At 55.9% G+C, this 13,242-nt stretch carries 13 protein-coding genes; 11 read left to right on the forward strand and 2 right to left on the reverse strand.

Features of this window, described 5'->3' with window-relative positions:
• The 3 genes from JWR17_RS20520 to gabT form a co-directional block, all read left to right on the forward strand.
• The coding region (locus JWR17_RS20520; RefSeq protein ID WP_299834253.1) for a hypothetical protein at positions 1–290 on the forward strand (290 nt) is incomplete at its 5' end.
• Between the two features lie 322 nt (positions 291–612).
• Positions 613–2,055 (forward strand): NADP-dependent succinate-semialdehyde dehydrogenase, encoded by a 1,443-nt coding sequence (gabD, locus tag JWR17_RS20525; RefSeq protein WP_299834255.1) that lies wholly within the window; start codon positions 613–615, stop codon positions 2,053–2,055.
• Between the two features lie 138 nt (positions 2,056–2,193).
• Entirely contained in the window at positions 2,194–3,474 is a 1,281-nt protein-coding gene (gabT, locus tag JWR17_RS20530; RefSeq protein ID WP_299834257.1) for a 4-aminobutyrate--2-oxoglutarate transaminase, read from the forward strand.
• A 124-nt stretch (positions 3,475–3,598) separates the two neighbouring features.
• On the opposite strand, the gene JWR17_RS20535 is transcribed toward gabT, so the two are convergent.
• Both JWR17_RS20535 and desA read right to left on the reverse strand, forming a co-directional pair.
• Positions 3,599–4,591, reverse strand: coding sequence for a sensor domain-containing diguanylate cyclase (locus JWR17_RS20535; RefSeq protein WP_299834260.1), 993 nt, complete (start codon positions 4,589–4,591; stop codon positions 3,599–3,601).
• A 137-nt stretch (positions 4,592–4,728) separates the two neighbouring features.
• The gene (gene desA / locus JWR17_RS20540) at positions 4,729–5,910 is read right to left on the reverse strand and encodes a delta-9 fatty acid desaturase DesA (RefSeq protein WP_299834262.1); all 1,182 of its coding nucleotides are present in this window, start codon (positions 5,908–5,910) and stop codon (positions 4,729–4,731) included.
• Positions 5,911–6,067: 157 nt separating this feature from the next.
• Here desA and dibA point away from each other — a divergent pair, with 157 nt between their 5' ends.
• The 8 genes from dibA to JWR17_RS20580 form a co-directional block, all read left to right on the forward strand.
• On the forward strand, positions 6,068–7,987 hold the full coding sequence (gene dibA, locus JWR17_RS20545; RefSeq protein WP_299834264.1) for a phosphodiesterase DibA: 1,920 nt from the start codon (positions 6,068–6,070) through the stop codon (positions 7,985–7,987).
• Positions 7,988–8,187: 200 nt separating this feature from the next.
• Positions 8,188–8,370 carry a sulfur starvation response protein OscA gene (oscA, locus tag JWR17_RS20550; RefSeq protein ID WP_297842391.1) on the forward strand — a complete coding sequence of 61 codons (183 nt, stop codon included), beginning with the start codon at positions 8,188–8,190 and terminating at the stop codon, positions 8,368–8,370.
• 76 nt (positions 8,371–8,446) lie between these two features.
• On the forward strand, positions 8,447–9,454 hold the full coding sequence (locus tag JWR17_RS20555; RefSeq protein WP_299834266.1) for a sulfate ABC transporter substrate-binding protein: 1,008 nt from the start codon (positions 8,447–8,449) through the stop codon (positions 9,452–9,454).
• A 91-nt stretch (positions 9,455–9,545) separates the two neighbouring features.
• Positions 9,546–10,364 carry a sulfate ABC transporter permease subunit CysT gene (cysT, locus tag JWR17_RS20560; protein WP_299834268.1) on the forward strand — a complete coding sequence of 273 codons (819 nt, stop codon included), beginning with the start codon at positions 9,546–9,548 and terminating at the stop codon, positions 10,362–10,364.
• 13 nt (positions 10,365–10,377) lie between these two features.
• A complete protein-coding gene (gene cysW, locus JWR17_RS20565) occupies positions 10,378–11,250 on the forward strand; it encodes a sulfate ABC transporter permease subunit CysW (protein WP_299834270.1) in 873 nt (290 codons plus the stop codon).
• A 3-nt stretch (positions 11,251–11,253) separates the two neighbouring features.
• Positions 11,254–12,243: a sulfate/molybdate ABC transporter ATP-binding protein gene (locus JWR17_RS20570; RefSeq protein WP_299834272.1), complete on the forward strand. Its 990-nt coding sequence runs from the start codon at positions 11,254–11,256 to the stop codon at positions 12,241–12,243.
• A 48-nt stretch (positions 12,244–12,291) separates the two neighbouring features.
• Positions 12,292–12,975, forward strand: coding sequence for a Crp/Fnr family transcriptional regulator (locus JWR17_RS20575; RefSeq protein ID WP_299834274.1), 684 nt, complete (start codon positions 12,292–12,294; stop codon positions 12,973–12,975).
• 37 nt (positions 12,976–13,012) lie between these two features.
• Positions 13,013–13,242 (forward strand): response regulator (locus tag JWR17_RS20580; protein ID WP_299834276.1); only part of this gene is annotated, 230 nt, incomplete at its 3' end.

The raw sequence follows: 13,242 nt of genomic DNA on the forward strand, positions 1-13,242 counted from the left end.
AAGGGCATTGGGATTACTATTCGGAAATAGTACGTTCCATGGCGATTCTGAGTAAGGAATGCGGGATTGGCTGGCATTGCTGGCACCTTTGCGATGCCCCACCTGAAAGCATTTCACAGTGCCCCACCAGCTTTGCAGACCCTTTAATTGATGGAAAAGCTAGTTCCAACAAACGCTTAGCTGATCTGGATTCGGCGGCGGGATTCGAACCCACGACCACTGCCTTCGGAGGGCAGTACTCTATCCAGCTGAGCTACTGGTGCAATGCGGGCGCCATGATACTCATCTGACTGCCGGGCGTCCATGCTGGCGAACACTGATGTTGTTTTCACACGTTACCGGGTGTGAGGGTGACGTTGATCCGATTTTTTGGCCCTTTTCGGGTTTTCGTTCTTTTTTTCGAACAGACTATTGTCCTTTACCCCCGCAGACCCTAGGATTCGTTTGAGATTTCAAACGCTTTTGGCGGGATGCTGATGCGCACGGTCTATAATCAGTGCGCCCTGAGTACTGAGTACGGTGAATGATTTCCTGACGGCAGCCTTTATAGGCGCCTTTGAACAATCAAAAAAATTCGCTCCGCGCCTGCGCGGTGCTGTTTAGGAGGCCGACATGCAGCTTAAAGACACCCAATTGTTTCGCCAGCAAGCTTTTATCGATGGCGTTTGGCTGGACTCTGACAGTGGTCAGACGATCAAAGTGAACAACCCGGCCACCAATGAGATTCTTGGGACTGTGCCGAAGATGGGCGCTGCTGAAACCCGCCGAGCGATTGAGGCCGCCGATAAAGCGTTGCCGGCCTGGCGTGCATTGACCGCCAAAGAGCGTTCGAACAAGCTACGTCGCTGGTTTGAATTGATGATTGAAAACCAGGACGACTTGGCTCGCCTGATGACCCTTGAGCAGGGTAAGCCGCTGGCCGAAGCCAAGGGTGAAATCGTTTATGCCGCCTCCTTTATTGAATGGTTCGCTGAAGAAGCCAAGCGCGTCTACGGCGACGTGATTCCGGGCCACCAGCCAGACAAGCGTTTGATCGTGATCAAGCAGCCCATCGGCGTGACCGCTGCGATTACCCCGTGGAACTTCCCGGCGGCAATGATTACCCGGAAAGCCGGCCCCGCGTTGGCGGCCGGTTGCACCATGGTCCTTAAGCCTGCTTCGCAAACTCCGTTTTCCGCGTTAGCGTTGGCTGAGCTGGCGCACCGTGCAGGCATTCCGAAAGGCGTGTTCAGCGTCGTGACCGGCAGCGCTGGCGACATCGGTGGCGAGCTGACCAGTAACCCTATTGTGCGCAAGTTGTCCTTCACCGGCTCGACCGAAGTCGGTCGCCAGTTGATGGCAGAATGCGCCAAGGACATCAAAAAAGTGTCCCTGGAGTTGGGCGGCAACGCGCCGTTCATTGTGTTCGATGACGCCGATTTGGATAAAGCCGTTGAAGGCGCGATTATTTCCAAATACCGCAACAACGGCCAGACCTGCGTTTGCGCCAACCGCCTGTACATCCAGGATTCGGTGTACGACGCGTTTGCTGAAAAACTGAAAGTTGCGGTAGCCAAGTTGAAGATCGGTAACGGTCTGGAAGACGGCACCACCACCGGCCCGTTGATCGACGAAAAAGCCGTGGCCAAGGTCAAGGAACATATTGCTGACGCCATCAGCAAAGGCGCGACGGTATTGGTGGGTGGCAACAGCATGGAAGGCAACTTCTTCGAGCCAACCATTTTGGTCAACGTCTCGAAAGATGCTGCGGTATCCAAAGAAGAAACCTTCGGCCCACTGGCGCCACTGTTCCGCTTTAAAGATGAAGCTGAAGTCATTGCCATGGCCAACGACACTGAGTTCGGTCTGGCGTCGTACTTCTACGCCCGGGACATGAGCCGCGTGTTCCGTGTTTCCGAAGCCTTGGAATACGGCATGGTTGGCGTCAACACCGGGCTAATCTCCAACGAAGTCGCGCCATTTGGCGGGATAAAGGCGTCGGGCCTGGGCCGTGAAGGCTCCAAGTACGGCATCGAAGATTATCTGGAAATCAAATACCTGTGCCTGGGCATCTAATTCTGCCTGCACAGTTGCTTCACATATTTCCCTGGTAATCGGGAAGTTGCAGCAGTCGATCATCGAATGCTGCTGCAGCTTTAACCGGCTACTTAATCCTTGAATCACGCCGCCCGATGAGCGGTGAATGAGGAAATCATGTCCCAAACTAACGAATCCTTGATGCAACGCCGCAATGCCGCTGTTCCGCGTGGCGTTGGTCAGATCCATCCTATCTTTGCTGCTTCGGCGAAAAACGCCACCGTTACCGACGTTGAAGGGCGCGAGTTCATCGACTTTGCTGGCGGTATTGCGGTTTTGAACACCGGTCACCTGCACCCGAAAGTCATCGCGGCCGTACAAGAGCAATTGACCAAGCTGACCCACACCTGCTTCCAGGTGTTGGCGTACGAGCCGTACGTCGAGCTGTGCGAAAAGATCAATGCCCGCGTACCCGGTGATTTCGAAAAGAAAACCCTGCTGGTGACCACCGGTTCTGAAGCCGTGGAAAACGCCGTCAAAATTGCCCGCGCTGCCACCGGCCGTGCCGGTGTGATCGCTTTTACGGGCGCTTACCACGGCCGTACGATGATGACCTTGGGGCTGACCGGTAAAGTGGTGCCGTACTCGGCAGGCATGGGTCTGATGCCAGGCGGCATCTTCCGCGCGCTGTTCCCTTGCGCGCTGCACGGCGTCAGCGTCGACGACTCCATTGCCAGCATCGAACGCATCTTCAAGAACGATGCAGAGCCGCGTGATATCGCTGCGATCATCATCGAGCCGGTTCAGGGCGAAGGCGGTTTCTACGTCGCGCCGAAAGAGTTCATGGTTCGCTTGCGTGCCCTGTGCGACAAGCACGGTATTTTGCTGATCGCCGACGAAGTGCAAACAGGCGCAGGGCGTACCGGTACGTTCTTCGCCATGGAACAGATGGGCGTTACTGCCGATTTGACCACGTTTGCCAAATCCATCGCCGGCGGTTTCCCATTGGCTGGCGTTTGCGGCAAAGCTGAATACATGGACGCCATTGCACCGGGCGGTCTGGGCGGTACTTATGCCGGTAGCCCTATCGCTTGCGCCGCGGCGTTGGCAGTGATGGAAGTGTTCGAACAAGAACGCTTGCTGGACCGTTGCAAAGCCGTCGGCGAGCATTTGGTCACTGGCCTGAAGGCTATTCAGGCCAAGCACTCAGTGATCGGCGAAGTACGTGCCCTGGGCGCAATGATTGCCGTTGAGCTGTTCGAAGGCGGCGACTCGCATAAGCCAAACGCTGCTGCCGTTGCCCAGGTCGTTGCTAAAGCTCGCGACAAGGGTTTGATCCTGCTGTCGTGCGGGACTTACGGCAACGTGTTGCGCGTGCTAGTGCCGCTGACCGCTGACGATGCGTTGCTGGACAAAGGTCTGGCGATCATCGAAGAGTGCTTTGCTGAACTCGCCTAAGACGTGACCCAGTAGACAAAAACCCGCTTCGGCGGGTTTTTTGGGCATGGGTTTTTAATTATCTGAACTGCGCCCCATAAGTTGGACACCTTCCAACACTGGGGTGTTTTTCATGGGCAAATATTCAAACCAACACAATCTGATTTTTGCCCTGGCGCTTGGCCTGATACATCGCTGCGTCTGCCCGGGCATATAGCTCTTCCAGTCCGGTGTCGGCATCGCTCAGATTGGTCAGGCCTTGGCTGGCGGTGATGCCGAACGCTTTATCACCACATTGGAAGTGCAGGCGCTGGATTTCACGCTGCAACCGCTCGGCAATCTGCTTGGCCATTTCCGGAGCGCAACCGGGGAACACCGCTGCGAACTCTTCGCCGCCGATACGTCCAAACAGATCGCCCCGGCGTAGCGCCGATTGCCCGCATTCGGCGATGCGTTGCAGTACCTGATCACCCTCCTGGTGGCCATAGCTGTCGTTGACCAGTTTGAAGTCATCTATATCCAGCAACAAAAAGGCCAGCGGCAGGTCTAGCAGGCGGGCTTGCTCAAACTCATGCTGGGCGCATTCGAAGAAATGGCGACGGTTGCTGCTCTGGGTCAAAACATCGGTCGTTGCCAGACGTTGAAGCTCGCCTTCCAGCTGTTTCTTTTCGGTGATGTCTTCAGCGATGCCCACCACGATCAAGCGCTGATTACGGTCCTGTCGGCTAATGAAGCATTTATCACTGAGCCAGCGAACCTGGCCATCCGCTCGGATGATCCGGTACTCGCGGTCTTCAATGGAGCCCTTATCAAGAACTTCAACCAAGCTGCGCTCTGCGTAGTCCAGATCGTCCGGGTAGATACTGTCACGCCATTCGTTGTAGTCCGCCAACAGCAGGCCTGCCGAGCGGCCGAAAATCCGCTCATAGGCCGGGCTGACATACATCATCTGCTGGGTTTCCCAATCGAACGCCCATAACACCGCGTTCACGCTAACCAACAGCGAACTAAACAGCTGTTCACGCTCGCTAAGCCGCGCTACTTCTGCTTGGGCGTGCATTAGCGCAAGCAGTGTTTCAGCGGCAGCCGGAAGATCAATGGGTGAGGAAGTAGCCGGAAGGAGTATCGGATTATCCATGGGCACTGCATCTCAAAAGAAGCGCGGCGCGCAGCCACAACTAAACCCACCGAAATGGCGAGTTGAGGTTGAGATTGATTGTAGGAGACGAAGTTCCGGAAGGCGCGCTCCGGGAACGAGCGCGCCGATCAACGGCGTCAGGCAGCGGGGCGCAACGAGTAAGTTTTCAGCTGATTGGCAAACTCACGCAACGACTGAATGCCACTGGCCTCTGCTTCATGGATCCAGTCTTTGATCGCGGCCAACATATCGTGACCGTTAGTGCTGGTTTTGAGCCAGATCTGTTGTAAAGCGAGGCGCTTCTCATAGATCACTTTCAACGCTTGGCTGTGCTCTAACATGGTCTGAATGTGCAGATGATGTTTCTCATCGAGCAGACTGGTCTCACGTGACAGCAGGCGCTTGGCGCGATGGAACTGGTGGCGTACCGATGCATCGGCCTTGGCCAGTTCTTGTGCAACCAACGGCCCGATGACCAGCTTGCGATATTGAGCCATGATCTGGAAACGGTTGTTCAGGATAGCCATGGCGGTATCCATGTCCATCGAACCCTTGCCTTCAACCCGGTGCGCGATGGGCGCGACCCTTTGAACCTTGGCCAGACGCAGGAAGCTGAACAGCTGGATCCAGGCCCAGCCCATGTCGAATTCCCATTTCTTCACCGACATCTTGGCCGAGTTCGGATAGGTGTGGTGGTTGTTATGCAGCTCTTCGCCGCCAATGATAATGCCCCACGGCACCAGGTTGGTCGCAGCATCACGGCATTCGAAATTGCGATAGCCCACCGCATGCCCAAGGCCGTTGACCACGCCGGCGGCCCAGAATGGAATCCACATCATCTGGATAGCCCAAACGGTAATACCGATCACGCCGAACAGCGCCAGGTCGATCACTGCCATGATGGCGATACCCAATACAGGGAAGCGCGTATAAAGGTTGCGCTCGACCCAGTCACTCGGGCAGTTCTTGCCATAGATGCGCAACGTTTCCGGGTTTTCCGCTTCGGCACGATAAAGCTCGGCGCCTTTGCGCAACACGGTAGACAAGCCTTTGATCACGGGGCTGTGCGGGTCATCGATGGTTTCGCATTTAGCGTGATGCTTGCGGTGGATGGCGGTCCACTCACGGGTATTTTGTGCGGTGCTAAGCCATAGCCAGAAGCGGAAGAAATGTTTCAGGCCGGCGTTGAGTTCCAATGCGCGGTGGGCCGAATAGCGGTGCAGGTAAACCGTGACACCGACGATGGTCACGTGGGTCATTAATAAAGTGACTGCCACCAGTTGCCAAACCGATAGGTCAAGTAGACCGTTGTTCCACATAGAGTCTGTAGCCCTCGATAAAACGCTCGATAAAGATAAAAACAGCAAGGCGCATTATCACTAAGCCACCGGATAAAACCAGTCTCGCTTTTAGATAAGAGTCGCAGAATGTTTCTACCCTATAATCCGCGCCTTTCGTGAGGACTTTCGTATATTTATGTCACTTTCTTCTCGTGATGCCCTGCGCACCGCTCTTTTCTACACATTATTGTCGATTCTGTGGCTTGAACTCAGTGCGCTAGTCCTTCCACAGCTGATCGAAGATCCCGCTGGATTGCTCCGCTGGCAACTGATCAATGGTTGCGCCTGGATGGTGTTCAGCGCGGTGTTTGTGTTTTTTGCCCGTGCGCGCTTGTTAAGTGTCCTGGGCATTGGCGCGCGCTTGAATCAGCACGAAAAAGATCAGGAGCGCTTACGCCAGGCGGCCGTGGTGTTTGATAGCACTCGCGAGGGTGTTTTAGTCACTGACCAGTTGGGTCTGATCGTCCATGTGAACCGGGCTTTCATGGAAATCACCGGGTATCAAGAAGACGAAGTGCTGGGACTGAACCCAAGCAAATTCAAATCCGGTCGCCATGATCCAGAGTTCTACCACCGCATGTTTACTGCGTTGCATGACAATGGCCAGTGGAGCGGGGAAATCTGGAACCGCCGTAAAAGCGGCGAGATTTACCCGCAATGGCAAAGCATTCGCAGCATCAAGGATAATCGAGGCGCGGTCAGCCACTATGTAGCGGTGTTTTCCGACATCTCAGCGATCAAGCGCTCTGAACATGAGTTCATGCACCTGGCGCACCATGATCCCCTGACTGACCTGCCTAATCGCTTGCTGTTCACCGACCGCACCCGGCAGGCCCTGGCTAACGCGCAAGCCAACAAACGGGGCTGCGCGCTGTTGTTGATCGATCTGGATCATTTCAAAAATATCAACGACAGCCTTGGGCACAACGTCGGCGATCAAGTACTGAAAATTGTCGCGGAGCGGCTTAATGGCTTGTTCGACAGCGGCATGACCCTGGCCCGGCTGGGCGGAGACGAGTTCGCCGTACTCGCGGAGCACTGCCAGCAAGTGATGCAGGCCGCCGCGCTGGCCCAGCGAATCATTGACGGCCTGAAGGAGCCAGTCCTGGTTGATGATCGCCCACTGTTTATCAGCGCCAGCATCGGCATCAGCCTGTTTCCCAACGACGCGTTGAATGCGGAGCAGTTGTTGCGTAACGCTGACTCGGCATTGTTCAAGGCGAAAAGCGCTGGCCGTGAAGGCTACGCGTTGTACACCGAAGAGCTCACCGCCCACGCTCAGCAGCGGGTAGAGCTGGCGGGGGAACTGCGCCGTGCTATTGAGCTAGAAGAGTTGCGCGTGTATTACCAGCCGGTACACGACCTTTACAGCGGCCGCATGCTTGGGGTTGAGGCCCTTGTTCGATGGCAGCATCCGGTACGTGGGTTGGTTTCGCCGGGTGAGTTCATCCCGATTGCCGAACAGAGTGGTTTGATTGTCGATATCGACGCTTGGGTGCTGAAAACAGCGTGTCAGCAGATGTGTGAATGGCAAGCGTGCGGGTTTGGGCTGGAGTTTGTCGCGGTCAACGTGTCCAGCCGGTTGTTCAGTCGTAACGACCTGCACCTGCATGTCGCGCGGGTGTTGAGGGAAACCGGGCTTGATCCGGCCTGTCTGGAGCTTGAAGTCACTGAAAGCGCAGTGATGGAAGACCCGGAAATGGCCATGGAACAGTTGCACCGCCTGCGCGAGTTGGGTTTGCGGCTGGCCATTGACGATTTTGGTACCGGTTATTCTTCGCTGCTGCGGCTTAAACGCATGCCGGTGCAAAAATTAAAAATCGATCAGGGATTCGTCGCCGGCCTGCCCTATGACGAAGACGATGCCGCCATCGTTCGGGTCATCATCGCGCTGGGCCAGGCGTTGGGCATGAGAGTGCTCGCAGAGGGTATCGAAACCCCCGCCCAGGCGAGTTTCCTGTTGGAAAATCACTGCGAACTGGGGCAGGGCTATTTATTTGGTCGCCCGCAACCGGCTGATGAGTTGCGCACGCGACCGCTGCACCCCAGCCGCTAAGCCCCTAAATTCAAGGTGTTGGAGCTGCGCAACGCGCTTCAGTGCCCGCCTGAAATTTTAAAATTCGATTTAGTTATATCTGCATTCTTAAACAGTCTTTTTAAGAATAACCCTGCATCTTTAAGATTAGCCTCACGCCACGAGCAGTTGCCCTCGAATCGCTACTGCAGGCACCTCTATTCAAGTCAAGGAGCAGCATCATGAGCGCATCTCTGCGTAGCGTTGACGGCCAGGATGAAGCAAGCATCCTGCGTGAAATTCAGAGCGCATTGCGTGACCTGCGCTTCGGCGCGGTAGAAATCACCGTGCACAACGCCCAAGTGGTGCAGATCGAACGCAAGGAAAAATTCCGCCTGCAAACGCCGAGTACCAAGCCGAGCTGATGGCGAGATTCAACCCTGATCCCATATCGAATTTTCTACCAAAAAATAAATTAGATCGTCCAGGAGCCTCCACCCCATGTCTATTCGCCGTTACGCTTTGGCCGCTGTCGCCAGTGCCGTGTTCGCCGGTTCTGCCGTTGCCAAGGATTATGAACTGCTGAACGTGTCCTACGACCCGACACGCGAGCTGTATCAAGACTACAACGCGGAATTCATCAGCTTCTGGAAAGCCAGCCATCCCGGCGATAATGTCAAAATCCAGCAGTCCCATGGCGGTTCGGGCAAACAAGGCCGCTCGGTGATCGACGGTTTGCGCGCTGACGTCGTGACCCTGGCCCTGGCGGGCGACATTGATGAGATTGCCAAATTGGGCAAGACCTTGCCTGAAAACTGGCAGACTCGTCTGCCGGATGCGAGTACGCCTTACACGTCGACCATCGTATTTCTGGTGCGCAAAGGCAACCCTAAAGGCATCAAGGACTGGAACGATTTGATCAAGGATGGTGTGTCGGTCATCACGCCCAACCCGAAAACCTCGGGCGGCGCGCGCTGGAACTTCCTGGCCGCCTGGGCCTACGGCGTGAAAACCGGCGGCAGCGAAGCCAAGGCTCAGGAATACGTGACAACCCTGTTCAAGCATGTGCCAGTGTTGGACACCGGTGCACGCGGCTCGACGATCACTTTCGTCAATAACGGTCAGGGCGATGTGTTGCTGGCATGGGAAAACGAAGCGTTTCTGGCACTGCAAGAAGACGGCGGCGCTGACAAATTCGACATCGTCGTACCTTCGCTGTCGATCCTGGCCGAACCGCCAGTGGCAGTTGTAGACAAAAACGCGGAGAAAAAAGGCAACAGCGAAATTGCCAAAGCCTACCTGGAGCATCTGTACAGCCCGGCCGGTCAGGAAATCGTGGCAAAAGATTTCTATCGTCCACGGGATAAAACGGTTGCGGCCAAGTACGCCAAACAATTCCCGAAACTGGACCTGGTCACTATCGACAAAGACTTCGGTGGCTGGAAAACTGCGCAGCCGAAATTCTTCAATGATGGCGGTGTGTTCGACCAGATTTACCAAGCGCAATAACCTGTAACGCGACCTGCTGAAAAGCAGGTCGTTCGGTTTGCCCTCCGGCCCGGATCTTGTTCCGGGCTTCGTACGTTAACCAGGGACTTTTATGTCGCGTCGTATCTCCCCCGTCATACCCGGCTTCGGGCTGACGCTGGGCTACACCTTGGTGTACCTCAGCCTGATTGTGCTGATTCCGCTTGCGGTCATGTTCGTGCATGCCTCGCAGCTGACCTGGGATCAATTCTGGGCCATCGTCACCGCACCGCGGGTGCTGGCGGCCCTCAAACTCAGCTTTGGTACAGCGTTCTTCGCCGCGATCATCAACGGTATCATCGGTACGGTATTGGCGTGGGTGTTGGTGCGCTACACGTTTCCCGGTCGCAAGATCATCGATGCGATGATTGATTTGCCGTTCGCGTTGCCCACTGCTGTAGCCGGTATCGCTTTGACTGCGCTGTATACGCCGACCGGCCTTGTCGGACAGTTCGCGGCGGACATGGGCATCAAAATCGCTTACGCCCCGCTCGGTATCACCTTAGCGCTGACGTTTGTCACGCTGCCCTTTGTAGTGCGTACCGTGCAGCCGGTGTTAGCCGATTTTCCCCGTGAGGTCGAAGAAGCCGCCGCCTGTCTCGGCGCCAAGCCGCTGCAAGTGTTCCGCTACATTCTGGTTCCCGCGTTGCTGCCGGCGTGGCTGACCGGATTTGCCCTGGCATTTGCTCGAGGCGTTGGCGAGTACGGCTCGGTGATTTTTATCGCGGGCAACATGCCGATGAAAACTGAAATTTTGCCGCTGCTGATCATGGTCAAACTCGACCAATACGATTACACCGGTGCGACGGCTATTGGCGTGATGATGCTGGTGGTTTCCTTCATTTTGCTGCTGCTGATCAACTTGCTGCAGCGCCGCATCGAAACCCCTTAAGGAGGCGCACCGCATGTCTAATTCAACGCTGATTGCCGCCTCCACCGCCAATGCCGCACGCCGTGGCAGCGCGGTGTCACGACGAATCTTCATCGGTCTCGGCTGGTTAATCTTTGTGCTGTTCCTGGCGCTGCCGCTGTTTATCGTTGTTTCCCAAGGGCTGAGCAAAGGCCTCGGCGCTTTCTTCACTGCGATCTTCGAGCCGGACGCGTTATCGGCACTCAAGCTCACGGTCATTGCGGTGGCGATTTCGGTGCCGCTCAACGTGCTGTTCGGCGTCAGTGCCGCCTGGTGCGTGAGCAAATACTCGTTCCGTGGCAAAAGCATTTTGGTGACGCTGATCGACCTGCCGTTCTCGGTTTCCCCCGTCATTGCCGGTCTGGTCTACGTTTTGATGTTTGGTGCCCAGGGGCTTTTCGGCCCGTGGTTGCAGGACCATGACATTCAGATCGTGTTTGCCTTGCCAGGGATTGTGTTGGCTACCATCTTCGTCACCGTGCCGTTCGTTGCCCGTGAACTAATCCCATTGATGCAAGAGCAGGGCACCCAAGAAGAGGAGGCCGCGCGGCTGTTGGGTGCCAATGGCTGGCAGATGTTTTGGTACGTGACCGTGCCGAACATCAAGTGGGGCCTGATCTATGGCGTGGTGCTGTGTACGGCACGGGCCATGGGTGAATTCGGTGCGGTCTCGGTGGTTTCCGGGCACATTCGCGGCGTCACCAATACCCTGCCGTTGCACGTCGAAATTCTCTACAACGAATACAATCACGTCGCAGCGTTTGCCGTGGCGAGCCTGTTGCTGATCATGGCGCTGTTCATCCTGCTGCTCAAGCAGTGGAGCGAGTCGCGCATTACCCGTCTGCGCGAAAGTGCGGCGGAGGAATAATTCATGTCGATCGAAGTCCGTAATGTCAGCAAAAACTTCAATGCCTTCAAAGCGCTGAATTCCATCAATCTGAATATTCAGAGTGGCGAACTCGTCGCGTTGCTGGGCCCGTCAGGCTGCGGTAAAACCACTTTGCTGCGCATTATTGCCGGCCTGGAAACCCCCGACGAAGGCAGCATCGTATTCCACGGCGAAGACGTCTCGGAACACGATGTGCGTGATCGCAACGTCGGGTTCGTATTCCAGCATTACGCATTGTTCAGGCACATGACGGTGTTTGACAACGTTGCGTTTGGCCTGCGCATGAAACCGAAAAAGCAGCGCCCGACCGAGAGCCAGATCGCAGTCAAGGTTCACGAACTGCTGAACATGGTGCAGCTGGATTGGTTATCGGACCGTTACCCGGAGCAATTGTCTGGTGGTCAGCGCCAGCGCATTGCGTTGGCCCGGGCGTTGGCGGTGGAGCCCAAGGTATTGCTCCTGGATGAACCCTTCGGTGCCTTGGATGCCAAGGTGCGTAAAGAGCTGCGTCGCTGGCTCGCTCGCCTGCACGAAGACATCAACCTGACCTCGGTATTTGTGACCCACGACCAGGAGGAAGCCATGGAAGTGGCGGACCGCATCGTCGTGATGAACAAAGGCGTGATCGAGCAAATCGGCTCACCGGGTGAGGTTTATGAGAACCCGGCCAGCGACTTCGTTTATCACTTTCTCGGTGACTCCAATCGGTTACACCTTGGCGAAGACAATCACGTATTGTTCCGCCCCCACGAAGTGTCGCTGTCCCGGCACGAGCTGGAAGATCACCACGCGGCTGAGGTGCGTGACATCCGGCCACTGGGCGCCACCACGCGTGTGACGTTGAAAGTCGAAGGTCAGAGCGAGTTGATCGAAGCGGAAGTGGTGAAAGATCACGACAGCCTGACCGGTTTGGCCCGTGGCGAAACCTTGTTCTTCAAACCCAAGGTCTGGCAGAAGCTGACCGACAGTTAACCGACCCCTGCGCGGTCGGTAGCGCCAAGAGATAGTCAGGGAGATTGCATGAATGGAGCGTTATGGCGAAGCCGACTGCTGACCGATCATTGGTTCAGTAACTTGCCTGCGGGCCTGCAAGATGGCTTGCTCGACGCAGCCAGGCAGCGTCGTCCTACGCCGGGCAGAACGCTTTTCCTGCGGGGTGATCCACCTTGTGGCTTGTATGCCGTGGTTGAGGGTGCGGTTCGGGTCGGAGACGAGCAGGAGCCTATCAAGCTGACGGTTCCGTCCTCCACTGACCTGCCTTACTGGTTTGGCGAAGTGTCGTTATTTGATGGTCTTCCGCGCACTCAAGATGTGTTTTCCCACGCCCACAGTATCCTTTTGCATATTCCGCAAACGGACCTGGATCGATTGCTGGCGGAGCAACCCTCGTATCGGCATCAGTTTGCTGCGCTGCTGCAGCTGAAACTGCGCGTAACCGAAGAGCAACTGGAGCGGTACGGCCAAATGCCCACTTTTGCCCGGACGGCGTTTTGTTTGTTAATGATCAGTCAGGGTTACGGCCCAATCAATCGTTCGCCACGACTCGTGCGAATGCCGACGACTCAGTTGGCTCGCTGGCTGAGAATAACCAAGCCGACGTTAATCAATATTCTCAACGATTTGCAGGCACGAAGCGTCTTGAAGCAAGGCCCCGATGTGATCGAAATTCTGGATTTTAATAAACTGCGTGCGACAGCTAGTTAATCGGCTTAGCCTAAAGGCACGATTAATGAGGTGTACCATGCGTTTGCTGTTAGTTGAAAACGATGCCAATACGGCCACGCTTCTGGCCAAGGGATTTGGCGAATCTGGTTTTGTGGTGGATGTCGCGGTTAATGGGCTGGCAGGTCGCCACTTTGTCGAAGAGCAAACCTATGATCTGGTGATCCTCGACGTCATGTTGCCGGGCCTGAACGGCTGGCAACTGCTGCAACTGATCCGTAAGCGGGGCACCACGCCGGTATTGTTCCT

The sequence above is a fragment of the Pseudomonas sp. genome (assembly GCF_028293835.1).
GTDB lineage: Bacteria > Pseudomonadota > Gammaproteobacteria > Pseudomonadales > Pseudomonadaceae > Aquipseudomonas.